At 29.1% G+C, this 22462-nt stretch carries 18 protein-coding genes and 1 pseudogene; 13 read left to right on the top strand and 6 right to left on the bottom strand.

The genetic code is table 11. From position 1 onward, the window contains the following. Positions 1-235 precede the first annotated feature (235 nt). The 6 genes and pseudogenes from H9661_RS07310 (at position 236) to H9661_RS07285 (ending at position 3767) form a co-directional block, all read left to right on the top strand. Positions 236-583: a hypothetical protein gene (locus H9661_RS07310; protein WP_143318244.1), complete on the top strand. Its 348-nt coding sequence runs from the start codon at positions 236-238 to the stop codon at positions 581-583. A 347-nt stretch (positions 584-930) separates the two neighbouring features. Beyond that, positions 931-1172: pseudogene (locus H9661_RS07305) on the top strand (AbrB/MazE/SpoVT family DNA-binding domain-containing protein). Between the two features lie 420 nt (positions 1173-1592). Then, positions 1593-2897, top strand: a complete 1305-nt coding sequence (locus tag H9661_RS07300; RefSeq protein ID WP_191768026.1) for a helix-turn-helix domain-containing protein — start codon at positions 1593-1595, stop codon at positions 2895-2897. 93 nt (positions 2898-2990) lie between these two features. Next, positions 2991-3152, top strand: a complete 162-nt coding sequence (locus H9661_RS07295) for a hypothetical protein (protein ID WP_185966886.1) — start codon at positions 2991-2993, stop codon at positions 3150-3152. Positions 3153-3330: 178 nt separating this feature from the next. After that, positions 3331-3510 carry an aspartyl-phosphate phosphatase Spo0E family protein gene (locus H9661_RS07290; RefSeq protein WP_143318246.1) on the top strand — a complete coding sequence of 60 codons (180 nt, stop codon included), beginning with the start codon at positions 3331-3333 and terminating at the stop codon, positions 3508-3510. Between the two features lie 86 nt (positions 3511-3596). Next, a complete protein-coding gene (locus tag H9661_RS07285) occupies positions 3597-3767 on the top strand; it encodes a hypothetical protein (RefSeq protein WP_191768024.1) in 171 nt (56 codons plus the stop codon). Positions 3768-4101: 334 nt separating this feature from the next. Here H9661_RS07285 and H9661_RS07280 read toward each other — a convergent pair whose 3' ends face one another. From H9661_RS07280 to H9661_RS07265, 4 genes are all read right to left on the bottom strand, one after another. Next, positions 4102-4593, bottom strand: coding sequence for a hypothetical protein (locus H9661_RS07280; protein ID WP_143318247.1), 492 nt, complete (start codon positions 4591-4593; stop codon positions 4102-4104). Between the two features lie 221 nt (positions 4594-4814). After that, positions 4815-6194, bottom strand: a complete 1380-nt coding sequence (locus tag H9661_RS07275; protein ID WP_191768022.1) for a phytase — start codon at positions 6192-6194, stop codon at positions 4815-4817. A gap of 168 nt (positions 6195-6362) precedes the next feature. Then, positions 6363-6692: a hypothetical protein gene (locus H9661_RS07270; RefSeq protein ID WP_191768020.1), complete on the bottom strand. Its 330-nt coding sequence runs from the start codon at positions 6690-6692 to the stop codon at positions 6363-6365. A 141-nt stretch (positions 6693-6833) separates the two neighbouring features. Beyond that, positions 6834-7388 (bottom strand): hypothetical protein, encoded by a 555-nt coding sequence (locus tag H9661_RS07265; RefSeq protein ID WP_191768018.1) that lies wholly within the window; start codon positions 7386-7388, stop codon positions 6834-6836. Positions 7389-7443: 55 nt separating this feature from the next. Here H9661_RS07265 and H9661_RS07260 point away from each other — a divergent pair, with 55 nt between their 5' ends. From H9661_RS07260 to H9661_RS07250, 3 genes are all read left to right on the top strand, one after another. Then, the gene (locus H9661_RS07260; protein WP_185966887.1) at positions 7444-7611 is read left to right on the top strand and encodes a hypothetical protein; all 168 of its coding nucleotides are present in this window, start codon (positions 7444-7446) and stop codon (positions 7609-7611) included. Positions 7612-7814: 203 nt separating this feature from the next. Beyond that, on the top strand, positions 7815-9941 hold the full coding sequence (locus H9661_RS07255; RefSeq protein WP_143318251.1) for a PTS sugar transporter subunit IIABC: 2127 nt from the start codon (positions 7815-7817) through the stop codon (positions 9939-9941). 20 nt (positions 9942-9961) lie between these two features. Then, complete coding sequence (locus H9661_RS07250; protein ID WP_143318252.1) at positions 9962-10792, top strand: PRD domain-containing protein; 831 nt, start codon at positions 9962-9964, stop codon at positions 10790-10792. A 187-nt stretch (positions 10793-10979) separates the two neighbouring features. On the opposite strand, the gene H9661_RS07245 is transcribed toward H9661_RS07250, so the two are convergent. Together H9661_RS07245 and H9661_RS07240 are read right to left on the bottom strand one after the other, a co-directional pair. Beyond that, complete coding sequence (locus tag H9661_RS07245; RefSeq protein WP_143318253.1) at positions 10980-11444, bottom strand: GreA/GreB family elongation factor; 465 nt, start codon at positions 11442-11444, stop codon at positions 10980-10982. Positions 11445-11574: 130 nt separating this feature from the next. Then, complete coding sequence (locus tag H9661_RS07240) at positions 11575-13923, bottom strand: immune inhibitor A domain-containing protein (RefSeq protein WP_143318254.1); 2349 nt, start codon at positions 13921-13923, stop codon at positions 11575-11577. Positions 13924-14284: 361 nt separating this feature from the next. On the opposite strand from H9661_RS07240, the gene H9661_RS07235 reads away from it, so the two are divergent. The 4 genes from H9661_RS07235 (at position 14285) to H9661_RS07220 (ending at position 22421) form a co-directional block, all read left to right on the top strand. Continuing rightward, complete coding sequence (locus H9661_RS07235; protein WP_191768015.1) at positions 14285-14749, top strand: hypothetical protein; 465 nt, start codon at positions 14285-14287, stop codon at positions 14747-14749. Positions 14750-14971: 222 nt separating this feature from the next. Continuing rightward, a complete protein-coding gene (locus H9661_RS07230; RefSeq protein ID WP_243240356.1) occupies positions 14972-16696 on the top strand; it encodes a pectate lyase family protein in 1725 nt (574 codons plus the stop codon). A 214-nt stretch (positions 16697-16910) separates the two neighbouring features. Continuing rightward, positions 16911-20096 carry a C1 family peptidase gene (locus H9661_RS07225; RefSeq protein ID WP_191768013.1) on the top strand — a complete coding sequence of 1062 codons (3186 nt, stop codon included), beginning with the start codon at positions 16911-16913 and terminating at the stop codon, positions 20094-20096. A 219-nt stretch (positions 20097-20315) separates the two neighbouring features. Next, on the top strand, positions 20316-22421 hold the full coding sequence (locus tag H9661_RS07220) for a purple acid phosphatase family protein (RefSeq protein WP_191768012.1): 2106 nt from the start codon (positions 20316-20318) through the stop codon (positions 22419-22421). Positions 22422-22462: the final 41 nt, after the last annotated feature.

Genomic DNA, 22462 nt, shown 5'->3' with positions numbered 1-22462 from the left:
ATTTAGAAAAAATATTTATATCACATAAAAATCAATAAGTTTATATAAAAAATTTTTATTAATAAATCAAGGCATTGATATTAAGTAATGGCTTTTTTATTTACTAAAGTGTGATTTAGTAGGACCTAAATTTTGGTTTATACTCCAGTAATTATTGGATATTTATACTATTTTCATAAATTTGGTAATATGGTAAAATTATAGAATAACTTTATAACTAAAAGGAGGAGTTTTAATGAAAATAAAAAGATTAATAGTAAGTTGTTCTCTTTTATTAGGTTTTATGTTTTGTGGAATTGGTACAAAAGCTTTTGCAGCAATTAAGGTTAGCAATAATGCAGGTGTTCCAATTGAAGTTGCAATTAATAAATGGGGCAAAAGTGGATCAACTGATTTTTGGAAAATGGAAAATAATCATACTGACACTTGGGATCGTACTGATTCAAGAGGATTTTTAATGGTAGTAAAAATAAACGACCAAGAAAAAACATATTTCATTGGACCTAATAGCAATATTATTGTTTCAAAAGATTCAGTAAGTGATCATAAAACTATTATAAATCCTATTTATTATATCGAATAGATTTGTTGAATAAAATGTATTTTTTGTAAGGATGGACAGCCCATTTCAGAGAACAGCAACGATTCATTCTAAAAGGACAATAAAAAGTGAAAAAGATACATTTAATATATCAACTGTTGTCTGTGAAAATTAAGTAGTCTTTTTAATATTCTAAAGCATTGGGAGTACTAATTTTGAAGGCTTTAATAATATATTTAGATATATAAGAAAATCATATTTTTTATATTCATTAAAGTTTTAGCAGAATAGGTTTTGATTTACCATAACTTAAAGATATCAGCCTTACAACTCACTTTTGGAACTTATATAGTAATATTACAAGATATGAATTGGAAAGGAATGACAATATGAGAGCAACAGGAATTGTAAGAAAAGCTGACGAACTTGGTAGAATAGTAATTCGTAAAGAAACAAGGAAATCGCTTTTTATTAATAAGGGGGATTCTTTAGAAATTTTCATAGAAAATGATACTTTATTCTTAAAAAATATTCTCCCGGTTGTACTTTTTGTGGTGATATGGATAATATCCCAAAGTTTAAAGGAATACATGTTTGTGAAGAATGTAGTAAAAATTTAAAATTATATTAAATAGGATATAAAAATCAAAAGCCAATGATCTAAAGTCATTGGCTTTTATTTCATTAAAATGTGATTTAGCGAAATTAAGGTAAAAATACAATTTATCCATTAAGTAAATAAATCGCACTCATTTTAAAAGGAAAAACATATTGACATTAGAATCAAATTCTATTAATACGAAGAATAACTTGAGACTTATTGAATATTAATCCAAATTAATGTAATATATTGAATATAGAAATATATGTTAAAAATTGAATTGTATTTTATTAATGAATAAAATACCCTGCAATGCTAACAATTGAATGCAAGCAATGTAATTATAGTATATTTATGCGAGTTTGTCCACGATATGGAATATAATTACGTAATGTAAAAATTTTTCATTTAGTTTTTAGCATCTCTGTAAAGAGAGAGAGGAAAACATAAATGTTTAATAATGAGATTATGCCACCATATGAAAGAATAAAGAAATACAGAATAAATATACTTGGAGTAACTCAAGAGGAAATCGCTGACGGAATCTGTACAACAATTTGGCTGAGTAATATTGAAAATAATAAACGGAATCTAACGATAAATTTAGCTACTGGAATTGCTAAAAATTTTAATAAAATTGCAAAAAAGAAAGGAATAAAGATTGAATTAATTACGCCAGAGGAACTTATGCAAGATGAAGATGAGCAAGCAAATTATATTTTCACAAATAGCATTATGAATGAATTAAAAGAAATTAAAGAAATAAATTTATTTGATAGAAAATTATTGAAGGCTGAAGAACTAATTGAAAAGTATAACATTACAGATAATAATAAAATAGAGATGTATAAATTAACTGCTGATTTTTATTACTATAAACATAGGTATGCTAAAAGTGATTTTATGTGTGATATTGGATTAAAGATAAGTATTAATTCTCAAAATAGTTTGGAGGAAGTGACTTTTTTTATATATAAATCCAGAAATAATATATTTACCGAGAATTATGTTAAAGCATTACAACAATTAAGATACGCTGAAAAATTAAATGATAGTATAGTGAATGATGAGCTTTCTATAATGATATTGTATTATAAGGCGCTAACATATAAAAAGCTATGTGAGTATGATACGGCTTTAGAATGTTTTAAAATACTAAAGCAATTTGAAATTAATGATTATAAGATGTTATTAAGGGCAAAAATGAATCATTCCAATTGTTTGAATGATTATCATAAGTTTGACGAAGCAGAAAAAGAATATAAGGAAATTTTAAGTATTGCTATGAAATATGATTATAAAGACTTCATAGCTCAAGCTTATAGAAATTTATCTGAATTATACTTTAATAAAAAAGATTACAAGCACGCTGCAATGCATATTAAAGAATCTTTACTATATAATCCTAATAATGAGGATATTTCAGAAACTCTATATTTTGCATCAAAAGTATTACAAAATTTAAATGAAGATGTTGAGAAGTATCTTTTACAGGCATTAGAAGTATGTGAGAAAAATGATAATGAGAATATAAGCTTAGTTGAAAAAATACTCTATGATTTGGTGCTTATTTATATAAAAAAAGAAGATAAAGAGAAGTTAATGCTATTAGCAGATAAAGCAAAAGAATTAAATATAGATTATTCTTTAATCTATGCAGAAATTGGAGAATATTATAGAGGTCGAAATGAGGAAAAAAGCATATATTTTAGCAAGAAATCAAGAAAAAAAATAAAACAGATTAAAGGAATTTAAAAAAAATTTTTTTTATCGCAAATTCTATTACTATATTACAATATTAAATAAAGGATTTGTCGACTTACTTTAACTATTGAAGGGGGTGAGTTTATGAAAAAAATTGTGCTAGCAGTTCTTGCAACATCAATGTTATTAACAAATGTTGTGTTTGCTTCAACAAAAACTACACGTACTAAGAATACTAAAGATAGCATAGTGTCTAGCGTGACACAAAATAATGTATATCATACAAATACACAAGACGCACATTAATAGTAATAAAAGTAACAAAAAACACCGCAAAACTTAATAGAAATATATGGTAAAAGTTTAACTAAATTCAAGTGGATTTGGTTAAACTTTTTTAAATTTGTGAGAAATTAAATATCTCTATATAATTGATTAAGTAGTAAGAATTTAAGAAAAATAAGGAGATAATATACGAGGGAAAATGAGGAAATTAAATTTGAAAAAAGATGAAGCTATTTCTAAGTTTGACCAAGCTATGGAAAAAGCTAGAGCAAATCTACATAAATCAATTGAAATATATGGACGGAGTTCTAAAGAAGTGATAATTGCCAGTAGAAATTTAGATAGATATATAAACATGAGTATGAAAAGAGAAGTTTGATTTTAATATACATATGCTATTTAGGTATACAAAGAACAACTGAATACAAATAATTAACAATATTTTATATAAAGGTGGGGCTTGGGGTGATAATTAAGGAAACAATCGAAATATATAGAGAAAATTCTTCAATTGAAAATTTTAAAAAAGAAATAAAATTACTAAAAAGTGCTGGATATAAGATATCAGAAGAAAACGATGATTATGTATGTTTATATCAATCTGTCACTGTAGGATACACACCGAGGTACTTGTAAGAAATAGTAAATTGATGGAATAAAATCACATCAAGTTACCGGTTTTATTATTTATAAGTTCGGCTTTACCCCTTTGTAGAACTAAAGTTTTTATTTTTATATGTTTCTTATATATACTACTTGGAAAAACAATGGCTTTCCAATTAAAGGTGGGATATGTTGCTATTTCTGTAGTGCTTTTGGCACTTATTCTCCTTAATGCTATCATCATCATAAGGAAAATGTATTTTAAAAATAAATAAATAAATAATTTAATTAGTAAAACCAATGATTTTAAATCATTGCTTTTTAATTTTGCCAAAGTAACTTTTAGCTAAATTGAGACTTTAATTATTTAATTACAACCATTTTGGATAAGTTTTTCTTTCCAAACATCGCAAAAATTAAAGAAGTTATCAGGAGCGATATTTATACTATTTTTATCTTCCATAGCTTTTTTAGTAAATTCTTTTAGTTTATCTATAAATCCTGAAAAGTCATTATTATTAATATTTTCTCCTGATAAATTAAAATCAGGTACAGACATTCCATTTGTTTTCATTAAATCCATTATTGTATTTACATAAAATTGCATAGTACCACAAATATCTCCCCCACATTCTACAGTGCCAAATTCCTTACAAGTTTCTTGAAGAGCATCGTATGCTTTTTTAGTATTAATTATAGTTTTGTTCTTTTGTTCTATTTCAATAGTATCTGAAGTATTCGAGCTTTTATTATCAGTCTTATTAGTTTGATTTTTAGTTGTAAGATTCGTAGCATTAGTAACTGATTTATTTTTAATATTTAAGCTAGCCATATTATTATAAGTGTTTATGTTGTTCATTTTTGCTTATCCCTCCCTGTACAATTATATATATTTTTTTATCGTTTATGGTATAAAAAACTTAAATTTTAATTTTCTGACATAAGTGTTAATAATTAATTGTATAGTACTATTATGTTAGCGTGTAAAATTGACATGTTAGGAATAGAGGAATGAACAATGAAAAATTTATTAAAGGAAATTTAAATTTTATGGCCTATTTATAGTTTTCTATTCTTTCATTACTTAACTTCTATTTTTACCTTTTCTTTATCAATGTTATATCCATCTGTAACATAGAATGTCACATAATAAGTTCCTTTTTGTGTATCATTAGGCTTCCATGTGAATTCATGTGTGTTTATATCAAATATTGCTCCATATGGCAAGTTAATACAATAATAATCTATGGTGTTATTATCTTTATCTTTTGCAGATATTTGAAATTTAAGTTTTTCATTTACATTAACTTCTTTATCATCAACATCTTTTATTTTAGGCTTATGATTAGCCCCATCAGTTGGATCATAATCTGTAGATACATCTAAATTCAACTTGTCTGCTATATATTTCCAGGGAACTAGTTTATGATTTGAATTCTCTGTTCCATCATTACTATGATCATGTGCAATAAAAACACCTTTTGAAAATTCCCCGCCTAAATTAACATTGGAAACATCACAGCCATCAGTTTCAGTCACTTCATCAATTTTAAGAGTTGCTCCTATAGTAAATGAACCTTTATACTTATTATTTTTCCTTTCATATACTTGAAAAGTACTGTTTCCTTGACTAGAACAAATTATATACCCTTTATCTTTCTCTTTGCCATGATACAAGGTTACCCCTTCCACATCTGCAGTTAAATGGCCTCCTATTGATGAGTCAGTAGAATCAATCATTGTACGACTATTGCCCCCATCTGGTTCAGCCGAATACTTCCAAAGACCTACATCTTCTTCACCAATATAAAATGTAGACAATTCATCATCGGCAACACAACCTTCAACTTGACTTCCAACATTAAATTCACGAACCATTGTGCCGTCAATAGAACCACTTTCACCATTTATTTCCCATTGCTCTACTGTTCCATCTTTCCAGTTAGCGAAAAAATAAAACTTTCCTGTATAAGGATTATGGTACATACATCCACCATAAGGCTTTTCTTTATCTAATTTTATATTTCCTACTGATTCTAGAAGTCTAGTAACAGGATTTACTTTATAAAAACTAATACATTGATCACTTTCATTAATTGAGCCAACCAATGCTGTAACTTGATTTCCTAGCTTAAAGTTATAACGAATATCAAGATTATTCATATAACTTTTGCCATCAATATATTGTCTTTCAGTTCCATCTAAATTCCATACACAAATACCCCCGTGTTTGTCATCACCAATTATAAGGCTGAGATCTTTGTCTTCTGGATCAACCCAAATACACGTGTCATCTGCATAATCTCCTGGATGATGCACTGATGTAGTTTCTATTGTAGGATAAACTGTAACCATACTTTCTTCAGCTGCATTTGCCATAAAAGAAGTGGGTTTTGCTACCGTTGATACCGTTAGAATAGCTATTAAAGCTATGTTTGCCTTATTTTTTTTTATTGACATGAAATACCCCCTATTTAACAAAAGTATATATTAATAATATTATTTACCATAGGTAAAATATACTTAAAATTTATATAGAAAGTTATTTGCAGAAAAAGTTTCACAGTCACAATTTGTCAAACAAATTTATAAACGGTTTTTTATATTATTTTTTTATGTCATATTTGCTTAATACTTAATTGCATTCATAAAAGAATCTTCCAGTCCCAAACTTGAGGCAAAGCTGTAACCTAATTTAGAATGTCTTTCACCAATATTGCCAAATTCAACAACAAGTTGATAGCTAGTATTTATGAAATCTTTAAAGTTATTGTCGATTAATATTTTTGCAATAAGCCTAATTTCAGTTTCAGCTAACATGACATTATTAAATATTTTAATCATAGCTTCATCATAAGGAATGGTTTCAGCTTTTAATAAAAGTTCTTTCATATCAGAAGTATGCATTTCTATTTTTCTAATAAGTTCATTTATTTCATTGCAGATTGAGTTATACACAATATTATCACAGTCTTTTTAGATTTAAGGATTAGTTTCTTTTCCATTTTAAGCAAGTTAAGCATGAGATCTTTTTTTATCAATAAGTATTCATCTCTAAAATAATTAAAGGTCACTATATATCACATCCTAACAAATTATTTATATACTTTTTAAGAGATTATTTATATTATCTAGTAATTGAATTGTAAGGTTATCAAATGAAGTGAAATAAATATCAATATATCTTTTAGCATCTAATAATGAATTTTTAGCTTTGTCATAATTGTTTGTTACATAATAGTAACAACCTGCATCAAAATATAAATTAGAAATGTCCAACCAAAATGATTCTAATAAGGGGTCTCCAAACTCAAAAAGATTAATGTATCTTATAAATAAATCATAGATGTTATAGGATTTTTCATATTCTCCAATGCTGTAATAGTACCTTCCTAGAAAAAATATACTATGATTTAGGCATTGAAGTAATGATGAATCAATTCTTTTTTCATTTAGAAATGGTTTCAGTAGATTTAATACTTTTTCGTAGATCTCTACATATTGGAGAGTGTTATCTTCTTTTATGGAAAAGAGGCCAAGGTTGTCATAGGTTTCAGCTGATATTAATGCAATAGTATACTCTGAATAAAAGGAAGCATTTTTAGGACTGGTCAAAATATTGACAGGGTTGTCTTGTGCAATAATATCTATCACTAGAAACTATAGTGATAGAATGGCTCTGGGGGAACAATGTAAAAGGTATTGTAAGATGAAACATTTATTTAGAGGAACTATTAAGCTTGTTGAAAGAGCATTAGAAAAAAATGACCTTGAACTTTCAAAAGGATTAATAAAAGAATTAGGTGTAGAAGCATTAAAGGAAAATGGGGATTGGATGCTTTTATTTAAAGAAAGACCAGTTGAAGCACCAAAGTGATAGAAAACAATAAAATTATATTGACTAATTATCATAGATTTGGTATTATTAGAAACAGTGATATAGTATGTAACTGGTAAGCAGGCATTAACTATACATAGATATTTGAGAATGTTTATGTAAGTTGGTGCTTTTTTTGTGCCAAAAAATAATTCATAACATCTCAATTCGCACTAATAATCATAGAAAAAGGAGAAAAAATTATGAAAGACAAAATTTTTGGCGTTTTACAACGTGTGGGAAGATCTTTTATGCTTCCTATTGCTATTTTACCAGTAGCAGGATTATTTTTAGGATTAGGTAGTTCATTTACAAATCAAACAATGCTTGAAGCTTATGGACTTACTAATTTAATTGGACCTGGTACTTTTGTTTACTCAATTCTTTCTGTAATGAGTGCAGCAGGAAATGTAGTATTTACAAACTTACCTTTAATATTTGCAATGGGTGTTGCAATAGGTATGGCTAAAAAGGAAAAGGATGTTGCAGCGTTATCAGCAGCAATAGCATTTCTTATAATGCATACATCAATAGGTGCAATGATAAATATTAATGGTGGAACTGATGCTCTTTTAAGTGGTGCATCAACTTCAGTACTTGGTATTACTTCATTACAAATGGGTGTTTTTGGAGGTATCATTGTAGGACTTGGAGTAGCAGCATTACATAATAAGTTCTATAAGATAGAACTACCACAAGTATTATCGTTCTTTGGTGGAACTAGATTTATTCCAATAATAAGTGCAATAGTATATTTAATAGTTGGTATATTAATGTTTTATATCTGGCCTCACGTTCAAGCAGGTATATATAAGGTTGGAGATATTGTTTTACAATCAGGTTATGCAGGAACATGGGTTTATGGATTAATGGAACGTTTATTAATTCCTTTTGGTCTTCATCATGTATTCTACTTACCATTCTGGCAAACAGCAGTTGGTGGTACAGCAACAGTAGCTGGAAATGTTATCGAAGGAGCTCAAAACATTTTCTTTGCAGAACTTGGAACTCCAGGAATAGAACATTTTAGCGTTTCAGCAACAAGATTTATGTCAGGTAAATTCCCACTTATGATATTTGGTTTACCTGGAGCAGCACTTGCTATGTATAGATGTGCTAAGCCAGAAAAGAGAAAACAAGTAGGGGGATTATTAATATCAGCAGCATTAACTTCAATGATTACAGGTATTACAGAACCACTTGAATTTACATTCCTATTTGTAGCTCCATTATTATATGGAATTCACTGTGTATTTGCTGGACTAGCATATATGTTGATGCATATGTTTAATGTTGGAGTAGGTATGACTTTCTCTGGAGGATTTATCGATTTATTCCTATTCGGTATTTTACAAGGAAATGCTAAGACAAGTTGGGTATGGGTTGTAGTTGTAGGAATCGTATATTTTATAGTATACTATTTATTATTCTCATTCTTAATCAAGAAGTTAGATTTAAAGACTCCAGGTCGTGATGATAGCGAGGAAGTTAAACTTTATCGTAGAAGTGATATGGAAGCTAAGAAAAATGCTGATGGCAAGGGAGAAGTAGATGAACTTTCTGCTATGATCTGTCAAGGTCTTGGTGGTAAGAAAAATATTTCAGATGTTGATTGTTGTGCAACTAGATTACGTTGTACAGTACATAAATCAGAACTAGTAAATGATGATTTACTAAAACAAACTGGAGCATCAGGAGTAGTTCATAAAGGTGTAGGTGTTCAAATTATATATGGACCTAGAGTAACAGTTATAAAGTCAAATTTAGAAGACTATTTAGCTACAGCACCAGATGAAGAAGTTGCTATGGATGTAGTAGAAGAAAAAGTAACGGAAAATATAGCAGAAGAAGCTGAGGGAAAAGTTGTTAATACAATAATATTAAACAGCCCACTAACTGGTGCTGCTAAAGAATTATCAGAAGCGCCAGATGAGGCATTTGCAAATAAGATGATGGGTGATGGGGCCGTAGTAGTTCCAGTTAATGGAGATGTTGTTGCACCAGCAGACGGAGAAATAACTTTTGTATTCCCATCAAAACATGCAGTAGGATTAACAACAACTGATGGATTAGAATTACTTATTCATATAGGAATAGATACAGTAAAGCTTGATGGAAAAGGCTTTGAGACTTTTGTAAAAGATGGAGATAAGGTGAAGAAAGGAGATAAACTATTAAGTTTTGATCTAGAATTCGTAAAAGCTAATGCCCCATCTATTGCGTCGCCATGTATATGCACAGCTTTAAGCAGCAAGCAAAAAGTACGTTTACTAAAAACAGGAGATATAAAAGCAGGAGAAGCTTTAATTGCAATTGATATATTTGAGTAACAATTAATAGGAGGCATAAAATGTTCAGAGTTATAAAAGGACTAAATCATAATGGTGTACTAGCTATAGACATGGATACCAAGCAAGAATATATTTTGCTTGGTAAGGGGATAGGCTTTGGGAAAAAAGTAAATGAGCGTATAGAAGCACCTGAAAATGCTAAAATATATTTATTGCAGCAAGAAACAGAGAGAGGTTCAGCTAAAGAAATAATAAATAGTGTTGGACCAGAAATTTTAGAAATTGCTAGCAGCATCATTATGGAAGCAGAAAAGAAATTTGAAAAAGTTGATGAGAACATTTTATGCCCACTTGCAGATCATATCGCATTTGCAATAAAAAGAATAAAAAACAATGAGCAGATTAGTAATCCATTAACACCTGATATTAGAGCGTTATTTGCAGAAGAATATGAAGTAGCAAGTAAAGCAAAAGATATTATAAAGGAAATAGAAGGTGTTGAAATAGGTGAAGATGAGATAGGTTATATAGCACTTCACATTCATTCAAGTCTTGGAAATGAAAAAATAGCGCAAGCTATGGAAACAGCAATGCTTGTTAGAGCATGTGTTACTTCAATTGAAGAGTATACTGGAAAAACTATTGATATTGAATCATTATCATATAATCGATTAATGAGTCATATTAAGTATATGGTAGCTAGAACATTAAAAGGTGAGACTATAAAGCTTGATATGAATGATTACATTAATGAAAGATTTCCAAAGTCCTTTGAAATCGCCGAAGAAATTTGTAAGAAGTTAGGCAATGGATTAAATAAGGAAATTAAAGATGTGGAAATCGGATATCTTGCTATGCATATTGAAAGAGTATTTTCAGATGAATTATAAGAATAAAAATATATAAATTAAATAATAAATTAAATAATAAATTAAATAATAAATTAAATAATAAATTAAATTTTTTGACTGCGGTGGATTTGAAATTACACTCCTTTTCCACCAATAAGACCCATGGAAATCTAGATAACAATAGATTTCCATGGGTTATTTTAATGGCTAAGTAATCTCTATACTTTTATAATATTTCTAATATTTCTACTGTGTAATTTTCTCCTGGAGCATTAACTTCAACTATATCATGAGCTTTTTTCCCAGATAAAGCTTTTCCTAAATCAGATTCTATACTTATAAGCATATTTTCAGGGTCTAGGTCCATAGTGGTTACTAATGTTATAATAGCTTCTTCATCATCTTCTACAAATTTGATTTTAGCTTTACTGTTAATTCCCAGTACAGATTTATTAATACTTTCATCATCTATTACAGTTGCTGTTGAAATCATAGTTAATAAATATTGAATTCTATTATCGTTTTCTCGATAGTTTGCACAAGCTTCTTTATATTCAGCATTTTCAGATCTATCACCATGTGCAGCAGCAACTAATTTTTCTTTTGCTATTTCAGCTCTTTTGACAGTCATTCTATATTCTAATTCTTCTCTTAATTTTTTTATATTTTCCTCTGTAAGAGTATTATTCATAATAAATTAAACCTCCAATAGTGTTATATATATAACATTATATAATATCTAGAAAAAAATAAAAGATACTTAATCATAATAAAAAAGTGGCTTGGATATTTTATCCAAACCACTTTTTACATATTAGTTATTATTTAAGCTTAATAACTATATTTCCTTGGCTACTATCATCTGTTTGATCAATTACATTTACCTTTAGACCAAAGCGTGGTAGATACATACCCGCATCTGGAATTTGGTTATTGATGTAAGTTCTATCATCTTCAAAAGTTGGATTTTTAGAATTTGCAGTATCAGATAAAGTAAGTGTCTTTGTTTTTGTACTATAATCTATAAACATATCTTTATCTTTATTTGTACTAAATGTGGCATCATGCATTTGGAATTTAGTTTCTGCAATGGAACCATCACTCCATTTTAATAGTTTTTGATCACCATCTACAATACCTAAATAACCGTGACCTGGGTGAATTCCTGTCCAGTTATCACTATATAATTCATCTGCATACCATATTAATAAACCAGGTTTATAGGACATAAAACTTGCTCTACGTTTAATATGATCTAATCCCTTATCTACACCAGAATGGTTTCTAAATTGAAGTAAGTAATATTGATCTGTAAGCTTTTTACCATCATTTTTGCTAAAGCCATTCATTGTAAATTTACTAGTACCTTCAGCATCATCAAGGAAAGAAGCCTTCCCATCTATGTTAAGTGCTATATCATCTACATATAAACCAGACATTTCTGCAGCAACGTCAGTCCAGTAGTTTATTTTTAAGTTAATTTTTTTACCTATATAATCTTTAAGATCAAAACTTGCATCAACCCAACCGTTGGATTTTCCCGTAATACCGTTTCCAGGGTTTTGGTTATTTGGATTAGTAGTTGTAGTAATGTTCCCAGGAATGCTTGTCCAAGTGTTTGAACCATCTATTTGAACTGCAACAGAACCATAATCCCAATCTTTTTCTATATCATACCAAGCTTTAAAATTAAAATTAGCAGAAGTTGCATTTGTTAAATCTATAGTAGTTGTCATAGAATTATTTAAGCTATTGCCTTTACCACTAAAATATAAGTTTTGTCCACTAACAGGCGTAGTTATAGTAGTAGCTTTCTTTGGTAGTGTAACTTTAACTACATCATTGTTTGAATCTTTTATACTTGATGCATCTAAAGTATACTTTTTACCTTTAGTAGTTAATTCAGATAAATCAACTGTATTACCATGAGACCAGTTACCACCATATTTTTTTTGGAAAAATTCCTTTGCATATGGACTAAATCCTGTAGGCTCAGTTCCTGGTATTGTCCCTGCCCAGCTTCCACTTGACATAATAGACCAGTAACTTATTGGTTCACCTTTACCAGTATATTGAGTGTCGTATTCATCAGGAAGGCCTAAATCATGACCAAATTCATGACAGAACACACCAGCAGCTCCATCTTCAGGCATAGTTGTATATGGATATGCAGACATGTCTGTACCAGGTATTTTCCATGGCTGACTTGCACCATTTACAACATCAAAAATCTTTGAGCTGTGAGACCATATGGCATCAGTTCCTAGACTTCCTCCGCCTGCTTCTTCACCCATTCCTGAATGTATAAGCATAAGGTGATCAATAATTCCATCAGGTTCATTAAGGTCACCATCTCCGTCAATATCATAAGGATCTTTCAAGTCATAATCTTTAAGATTTACTTCTTTAGAAGCGTTTATTAATGCTTCTTTAACAAGATCACGAATATTTACATTATTATTGCTTCCAGAATTTGAACCATAATATGCTGCGGGTTTACTAGCTTTATACCAGCCTAAGACATTTCCTTCAATATCATAACTTTTTCCTGATTCTTGATCATAATATTGTTTTAAAGAAACAAGATTTTCATTATTAGGACCAGTGTAGCCATTTTCTCCAAATATCATATCATTATAATGAGATTTTGTGTAATCTTTATAATACATATCGGTATCACTTGCAGTTAATGTATTATGAGGTAAGTCTGGGAATTCTATTAAAAGTACCAGTGCCTTATCCTTTGTTACACTTCCATCCCAAGAAGTTTGAGGATCATTTTTTTTCTTCTTTTCCTTAGTGCCAGATTCTTTCAAGAAACCTTTTTTAGTAGCTTCTTTTCCGTATTTTTTTAATCCTTGAAGAGATTTTGTATCCATCACAGAAGGATCTGTATTATTTATACCCTTCTTAGAATTTAAGTATTCTCCAAGAATTCTATCAGCTTCATCTTCAGATGCATCCTTTGGAATCGTTCCATTTTTCTTCAACATTTCTTGTAATTTTTCATCATTAGCAATAGCTAAATCACAATTACTTTCTGTTTGGAATATAGGTTGACTATTTCCAGGTAGTAAGTTAGTAGTGAAGCCTTTTGCGTTTAAAGTTGTTGATAAACTAAATGTCATTACCCCTGCTGTCAATAGTCCTATAATTTTAGATTTGGACATATTAAGTACCCCCTTTTTTTATACAGTTAATTTTATACTGTAAAGCCCCAAAGCTTTATAAATATAAAGTTACCATAAGTAGTATAATATGTAAATGGGGTTTTATAATGGAATTAAAGATATTTTATACAAAAAGCTTAATATATATTAAGTTTTGTTATAAGAGACTTATAAAAATGAATAAATAATTTGATTTTACTTAAGAATGGTATGTATAAGGGGATAATAATATAGATAATGAGTTTAAATATATATTTTAGCCCATGATATAATAAAGTTGTCATTATGTGTCTTAATAAAGTTTCATGAAAAAAGTAGAATTAGGGCTTTTGTAAAAAAGAAGGTAGGGTGGATAGGTAATATGAAAGTGAAAATAAGTTTAAAGGAATTAGAAAAGAAAAATGTTGTATACATAAAGAATATACAAGAAGGTTTTGATAGATATCCAAATTCAATTCTTGAAGGTACCGAAGAGCATGTAAATGATGTTATAAGAAAATTATTTAGTATAAATGGGGTAGAAAATTCTTATGCTGATTTCTATTATGGAAGATTAAATGAAGAAGAGAAGGGTGCTGTAAAAAATATATTAGATGAAAAAGAAATTATATTAATAGAATCCTTTAAACTATGTCCAGAAGATATTTTTATTAGGCTTAATTCTGAAATATTAGAGATATTACTTAAACTTACTGCAAGAGAAGTGCTTTTTAGTAGTTTCTATTTTACAAAATATCCTTGTTTGATATGGGGAAACTACAATAGAAGATATCCTGTGTTTTTTAAAGATGATTCAATAATGAATATGCTACTTAATAAGATATAAAAGGAAATCTAATTATTGGTATACAATAATTATACTAATGAAGAGATAAATATAGTAAAAGTACTATTTTGTAATAAAAAAATTATTATAAATAGTGCTTTTTCTTATTGACAACATTTACATTATTTGAAATAATTATCAAAGAGACATGTATACCAGTTTGAGTAAGTATTTCAATATAGTTACTTTAGGTGGAAAATTAAAGAAGAAGGGGATATGAAAATGAAAAAAGGGAAAAAAAATCACAAGAATATTAAGAAAGTATCAGAAGGAGTAGTTGTAGCTGCTCTAGCATCATCAATTGTTATAGGTCCAATGCTAAGTGCTAATGCCACAACTTTTAACTACAATACAAGTTATTTATCAGCAAGATACATAAACAGTATTGGAAGTAACTTATCTATATTAGATAGCAAAGGATCTTTAGAATCAGCTAATGTTGAATGGAGTCCGGTTGAAGGTGCGACTGGTTATAATGCCTACTATAAACTAGCAACAGCTTCAGATTCTGAGTATAAACAATTAGATAATAATTTAATTAGAGAATATAAGTCATATTTCAGGGCAGATGTAGTAGGACTTAAAGAAGGAAATTATGTAATAAAAATAGTACCTATTATAAATGGTAAAGAAAATGAAAGCGAAGAAGCCATTACAAAAAGTATTAGTGTAAAAGCGAATACAAGAGAAGGGTTTGCATTTTCTGCACAATCACCAATGAAGACAAGCTCTGGGGGATATAATGATGATGGTACTGTTGCAAGTGGTGCTCAAGTTGTATACATTACAGCTGATACTGTTAATAAAGTAACTGCAGATGTTATAGTAAATATGAAAGGAACAAAAGTTACTTGTACAGGACTTAGTGATATTTTATCAAAACGTCAAAAAGGTTTTGACAAGACTCCTCTTATTATTCGTATGATAGGCGAAATTAAAGCATCGGATATTGGCGGATTAAATAAAACAGGATATTTACAGCTTAAAGGTTGCTATAATATTACATTTGAAGGTATAGGAGAAGATGCTACAGCTTACGGATGGGGATTCCTTATTAGGGATTGTCATAATTTAGAGCTAAGAAATGTTGGTGTTATGTTGTTCCCTGATGATGGTATTTCTCTTGATACTGATAATGAGAATATTTGGGTTCATAATAATGATATTTTCTATGGTTCAGCAGGACATGATGCTGATCAAGTAAAAGGTGATGGATCTTGTGATGTTAAAAAATCAGATTATATTACAGTTTCATATAATCACTTCTATGATTCAGGAAAATGTTCACTTTGTGGAATGACTGATACAGAGGACTTCCATGTGACATACCATCATAACTGGTTTGATCATTCGGATTCAAGACATCCACGTATAAGAGTTGGAACAGTTCATATTTATAATAACTATTTTGATGGTAATGCTAAATATGGAGTTGGTGTTACAAAAGGCTCATCTGCTTTTGTGGAAGCTAATTATTTTAGAAATTGTAGATATCCAATGTTAACTTCACTTCAAGGTACTGATGTTTACAATAATCCAAAAGGAAATTTCTCAGGAGAAGCTGGTGGTATGATTAAAGCCTTCAATAACAAAGTAGAAGGTGCTGAAAGACTCGTTTATGCTAGTGAGGATTCTAAGAATTTTGATGCTTACTTGGCAACATCAAGAAATCAGGTGGTTTCAAGCGATTTCAAATCAGTAAGTGGAGGAAATGCTTATAACAACTTTGATATAAGTGGAACTATGTATAAGTATTTGCCAGATGCACCAGAAAATGTGCAAAGTAATGTTACTACTTATGCAGGAAGAGTTAATGGTGGAGATTTCTCATGGAAATTTACAAGCGCTGATGATACAGATTGTAAGATGAATAGTGCATTAATGGATAAAATTAAAAGCTATGAATCTAGTCTAGTAAGAGTTGGTGGACAGTCAATAAGTAAATAATACTATATTGAGGTCATGTCTTTTATTAAAAGACATGACCTTTTATTATTTAAAAGTGTCAAATTGAATATAGATATAGATAACTGTTTTAATCATTTTATAAAAATATAAGAAAAATTTAATTAAATTCGTATATTAATAGAAAAACTCTTTGGGTTAATAAATCAATATAGTATAATATGTAATAAAATGTTTAAAAACGGGGGAGAATTTAATGAGAAAGAAAATGGGTAATATTCTTCTTGCTTTTTGTTTATTTACTTCAATATTTCCTGGGAATATTAAAACAAAAGCAGTAGAAACTTCTAATGAGGAAAATAAGTATGGTTATGTAGATTCAAATATTAAAATATTTGAACAGCCGTCAAATACAATAAAGGCTACGGGCATTTTACCTAGCAGATTTGATTTAAGGGAAGAAGATGGTGTTACATCTATAAAAAATCAGAATCCATTTGGGACATGCTGGGCTTTTTCATCTATGTCATCAGTAGAAAGTAATTTAAAATATACAACAGGTAAAGAAGTGGATTTATCTGAAAGTAATTTAGTTGTGGATAGACTAGGAGTAAATGGCGTAGATAATGGAGGAAATTACTCAATGTCTACGAGTTATTTTGCAAATGGCACTGGACCTGTTTTAGAAAAAGATGATCCATACTTTGTTAGTGGACAAACTCCTGTAGATAGAGATGTTCCATCTTATTATAATGTTGATGATAGTTTGTTACTTCCATCAAGAGCCAGTTCATTAGATAACGACAAAATAAAGGAAACTATTATGAAGAATGGAGCTGTTGGAATAAGTTATTATGATTCAAGTTCCTATTTAGCTGATGATAAGGTTTCTTATTATTATAATAATGGTTCAAGTAGCAATCATGCTGTTACATTGGTTGGATGGGATGATAATTATCCTAAAGAAAAGTTTAAAAACATACCTTCAGGGAATGGAGCTTTTATAGTAAAGAATTCATGGGGAAGTAATTGGGGAGATGATGGATATTTCTATATTTCATATTATGATACCAGTTTAGGTTATGGATTAATATTTTCTGCTAAAAATATAGATTCAGTTAATGATGTGGACAATAGGTATTCTTATGGTAAATATTCTATAAATTACACTTATAATTCATCATATTTAAATGATCAATTTATGGCAAATGTAAATACTGCTAAGAATAATGAACTTTTAAGTGCTTTTTCTATATTTACTTTTTCAACAAATGCGCCTTATGAAGTTTATATTGATGAAAATTATACTGAAGCCAATTATCCAAATGGAGATATAAGCTACTTGCTAAATAAAAAGAGAAAAAGTGGAGTTCTAGAATATGCAGGACTTAATACCATTAAGCTTGATACCCCTATTGAGGTGCAGGGAGGCAAGAGATTTATGGTGGCGGTGAAGTATAAAGATATTGTGTCTCCATCCTTAGAATTTACAAGTGATGCTGGAAAAGATAATAGTTTTTTAATAACATATAATAAATTGACTAAAAAGGAATATGCAAATCCATTAACTGTTTATAGTTATAATAAAGCAGCGGAAATTGCTACGAGTATTAATGTAGATAAAACTTCATTAATGCTTAAAATTGGTGAAAAATCAAAAATAAATGCAAGTATAGTAGGGAATTTGTATACAAGTCAAGAGCTGAATTGGACAAGCTCAGATCATAAGGTTGCAGTAGTAGATGAAGATGGAGTAGTAACAGGTAGAGGTAATGGAAATACAGTAATGACTGTTAGTAACAGAAGTGGAAGCATAAAGAGAAGTATAAATGTTTCAATTAATACCAATCTTAGTGTGGTATCAAATTTTAATACTATAAATAAAGAAGAGAAGTATATATCATTTGATGACTCAATAAATGCTGGAATAGATTATTCAAAAATATCATTAAAAGATGCAAATGGCAATCCATTGCTTGCAACTACTAGAATTGATAATAGAAGGTTATATATAAAAGTGAATTCAAAGTATTTAGGAAATGCAACACTTTCAATACCTAAAAATGCCCTTGTAAATAAAGTAAATAAGGGTCTAGATAGTGACAAAAATTTAAGTATATCTGTAAATACATATTCTGATACGGATATTGTTACAGTTAGTTCTAAAGATGTATCTAAAGCCATAGCTAATGAACTTGGTAAAGCAGAGAATCAAATAACTAGTGGAGATTTAAGTAAAGTAACATCATTACATATTTATGGTGAGGATGTTGATTTTAAAGATATAGGATTATTAACTTCATTAAGCAATCTATATGTAACTTCAAATGGAGCATCTAAAAACTTAAAGGATTTAACTTATTTACAAAACCTAGAGTATGTGACTTTAAATAAAGTAAATATGATAAATTTAAAATATTTAAGTAACAACGTTGAATTGAAAGGACTCACAGTAAATAGTTGTAACTTATATACATTAGAAGGTATAGAAAAATTTACAAAGCTATATAATGCAGATCTTGGTGGTAACTATATCAAGGATATAAAAGGAATAGAAAATTTAATAAACCTTAGATATTTGGAGTTACAAAATAATCAAATAACAGACATAAGTTTAGTTAAAGGTTGTAAGGAATTAACATACTTATCTTTGTATAATAACAAAATCACCAGTCTTAATGGTATTGAGAGTTTGACAAATTTAGAAACAATAAATGCATCACGTAACTATATTAAAGATTTAAATCCATTAGAGAAATCTGTAAAACTTTATGAAATTAGTTTGGAATCCAACGAAATAGAAGATTTAACACCTATTAGAAACTTAAGCGATATAATTACAAGTACATATCCACCACATTTTTATGTAGGTATGAATCATATAAGTAGTGATTATCCGATTATGAAGTATTTAAAAGACACTAAAGGATGGGATGCTTTCAATGATGAACAGAGACCAGGTTTTTATGAAACTAAAGAGTTTCAAATTTCAACTAATAATATGAATAGCAAAAATGGTATAAGTTTAACATTCAACATAGATATAAGTGAGGATGTAAGTATAAGATTTTATAGATATAATAATAATTATGATCAAGTTGATGTGCCTTATACAGTTAGTGGGAATAAGATATTAATAGATAATAAGTTAGATGCAGAGTGGCAAGAAAATACTTATAGTTTGTTTTGCGATATTCAATATGTAGATGTAAATGGTGAGAGTAGGTCAATTTTCCGTTCTATCGATATGATAAAATCAGGTTTTTATACAGAAGACATAAACAAGGATAATGTTGTAAATATTACTGATTTAGCTGAAGTAGCAGCTCATTATAATGAGAAGGCAGTAGGTGAAATGGAAAGTTGGCAATATAATAAAGATCTTAATTTAGATGGAGCAATAGATATATATGATTTAGTTAGTATAGCTAGAGCTATATGAATAGTTTGATAAAGTAAGAACCATAGCGTAAGTTGTGGTTCTTTTTTTATAAGTAAGTATAGTGATCCTAATATAAATTTGTTGAAAATAATTTACATAATTTAACACGATGTTTATGTATTTATAACATTGCAGGGTTATTATTTAAAGAAAGTGAAATATTAGTTAATGTAGTGATTTTACTTGAAAATATATCTACCAAAATTAGGAGGAGTAAAAATGTTAAAAAGGAAAATAGCGGTTTTTTTATTAGGTACAACTATGATATTTACTACAAGTATTAATGCATTTGCATCATCTACAGATGGATGGACAGAGGCAAGTCAAACATCTGCAGGAAAATATGATGGAGCATGGGATAAGTGGGTAAAAAGCTTTGAAAATGCGAAAGATCCCTTGGGAGTATCATTGACTCCAGGTAAAAATGCTAGCGAAATAAATTTTGCCTGGTACTCAAAAAATGCAGAATTAAATCCAAAGTTTAAGTTTGGAAAAAATCAGGATCTTAGCGATGCAAAAGAGATAGCTGTAAATACTGAGGAGGCTGTCAATGGATATAAGAGTAACAAAGTAACTGTAACAGGCCTTGAAAAGAATTCTGTATATTATTATAGTTACCAAGTAAGTGGCCTTTGGAGATCTGCTATTTCTTTTAAAACTCAAGATACAAAAAGTTTTAGTTTTTTATATGTGGGGGATCCGCAAATAGGGTCATCATCTTCCAATATTGCTACTGGGGCAACTGGAGAACAAGGCCAATATGCAGCAGTTATGAATGATAGTTTTAACTGGAATAATACTTTAAATACTGCCTTAAAGGTACATCCAAATATCAGTTTTATGGTTTCAGCAGGAGATCAAATTCAAACATCTAAGCCAAAAAGTAATGAGCAAGATATCGAATATGCTGGCTTTTTAAGACCAGATGTATTAAGATCATTGCCTGTTGCAACAACAATTGGTAATCATGATTCAAATAGTCCGAACTATTCTTATCATTTTAATAATCCCAATACATCTGATTTAGGCTTAACAAAAGCTGGTGGAGACTATTATTATTCATATGGAAATACACTATTTATTACTTTAAACACTAACAATAAAAATATGGCAGAACATAAGCAAGTTATAGAGAAAGCAATTAATGAAAATAAGGATGCTAAATGGCGTATAGTGACAATACATCATGATATTTATGGTTCAGGGGAACATTCAAATGAACCAGAAATTGTTAGTTTAAGATATAGTTTAATTCCTATATTAGAAGAAAATAAAATTGATGTAGTTTTAACAGGACATGATCATACTTATTCAAGATCTTTAATACTAAAAGGTGGAAAGGCAGATAACGCTAAAATCATGAATTCTACTGATTTTTATAAATATTATGATGATGAGATAGCTGGGAAAGATACGCCTAATGAATATAAAGAGTATTTAAAGAGCATTGAAGATCCGAATGCAGTACAAAATGTTAGGGAAGATGTAACTTATAAAAATGGAAATGTTGTAGATCCAAGCGGGATACTCTATATGACTGCTAACTCTGCATCAGGTAGCAAGTATTATGATTTGATACAACATCAACAATCTTATATAGCAGCAAGATGGCAGCAAGATATTCCAACTTACTCTAAAATAAGTGTTGATGAAGTAAGTTTTACAATAAATACTTATAGAACAGATAATGGAGAAAAGATAGATAATACTTTTTCAATTATAAAATCTATAGATAAAGCAAAACTAAATCAGTTAATAGCTATAGGAGATAATAAAGTTAGTAGTAAAGATAATTATACACCTTCAAGTTTTAGTAATCTAGAAAATCAACTAGTAGCTGCTAAAGGAATATCAAGTAAAGCTTCTGCTACTTCTAAGGAAATTGCTGATGCATATACTAACTTAAAAAACACCATAGATAATATTGAAGTTAAGGGTGATAAAACTGAACTTAAAGCATTAATAGATAAAGCAGAAACTCTATTAAATAGTGTAGCAGTAGGAACAGAAAAAGGACAATATCCAGTAGAAGCACAAGAAAGTTTAAGGGCAGCAATTGAGTTAGCTAAAGGCATTATGAATTCGCCTGATTCTAATCAATTAGCAGTAGATAATGCATTAAATAATTTAGATAAGGTATTAAATGATTTTAGCACAAAAGTTGTTAAAGATGCACCAGAGGTAAAAAGTTTAAATGTAAAAACTATAGGTAAGGTTAAAACCGGTGATGAAGCTAATGTTTATCCATTCATAGCAGTAGTATTTATAACCCTTGCTGGGCTAGTATATGGAATTAGAAGTAATAAACATAAAGAAGCAAGGTAAAAACTTTTACAAAATTGAGGCATGGTTATTATAAGGAGTAT

Source organism: Clostridium cibarium (assembly GCF_014836335.1).
Taxonomy (GTDB): Bacteria; Bacillota; Clostridia; order Clostridiales; family Clostridiaceae; genus Clostridium; species Clostridium cibarium.
This window is presented reverse-complemented; position numbering and strand designations above follow the sequence as displayed.

Excerpts from the sequence above, each read along its gene's own strand:
- H9661_RS07310 (WP_143318244.1), top strand. The coding sequence starts at position 236 with ATGAAAATAAAAAGATTAATAGTAAGTTGTTCTCTTTTATTAGGTTTT.
- H9661_RS07300 (WP_191768026.1), top strand. The coding sequence starts at position 1,593 with ATGTTTAATAATGAGATTATGCCACCATATGAAAGAATAAAGAAATAC.
- H9661_RS07295 (WP_185966886.1), top strand. The coding sequence starts at position 2,991 with ATGAAAAAAATTGTGCTAGCAGTTCTTGCAACATCAATGTTATTAACA.
- H9661_RS07290 (WP_143318246.1), top strand. The coding sequence starts at position 3,331 with ATGAGGAAATTAAATTTGAAAAAAGATGAAGCTATTTCTAAGTTTGAC.
- H9661_RS07280 (WP_143318247.1), bottom strand. The coding sequence starts at position 4,593 with ATGAACAACATAAACACTTATAATAATATGGCTAGCTTAAATATTAAA.
- H9661_RS07275 (WP_191768022.1), bottom strand. The coding sequence starts at position 6,194 with ATGTCAATAAAAAAAAATAAGGCAAACATAGCTTTAATAGCTATTCTA.
- H9661_RS07260 (WP_185966887.1), top strand. The coding sequence starts at position 7,444 with ATGAAACATTTATTTAGAGGAACTATTAAGCTTGTTGAAAGAGCATTA.
- H9661_RS07255 (WP_143318251.1), top strand. The coding sequence starts at position 7,815 with ATGAAAGACAAAATTTTTGGCGTTTTACAACGTGTGGGAAGATCTTTT.
- H9661_RS07250 (WP_143318252.1), top strand. The coding sequence starts at position 9,962 with ATGTTCAGAGTTATAAAAGGACTAAATCATAATGGTGTACTAGCTATA.
- H9661_RS07245 (WP_143318253.1), bottom strand. The coding sequence starts at position 11,444 with ATGAATAATACTCTTACAGAGGAAAATATAAAAAAATTAAGAGAAGAA.
- H9661_RS07240 (WP_143318254.1), bottom strand. The coding sequence starts at position 13,923 with ATGTCCAAATCTAAAATTATAGGACTATTGACAGCAGGGGTAATGACA.
- H9661_RS07235 (WP_191768015.1), top strand. The coding sequence starts at position 14,285 with ATGAAAGTGAAAATAAGTTTAAAGGAATTAGAAAAGAAAAATGTTGTA.
- H9661_RS07230 (WP_243240356.1), top strand. The coding sequence starts at position 14,972 with ATGAAAAAAGGGAAAAAAAATCACAAGAATATTAAGAAAGTATCAGAA.
- H9661_RS07225 (WP_191768013.1), top strand. The coding sequence starts at position 16,911 with ATGAGAAAGAAAATGGGTAATATTCTTCTTGCTTTTTGTTTATTTACT.
- H9661_RS07220 (WP_191768012.1), top strand. The coding sequence starts at position 20,316 with ATGTTAAAAAGGAAAATAGCGGTTTTTTTATTAGGTACAACTATGATA.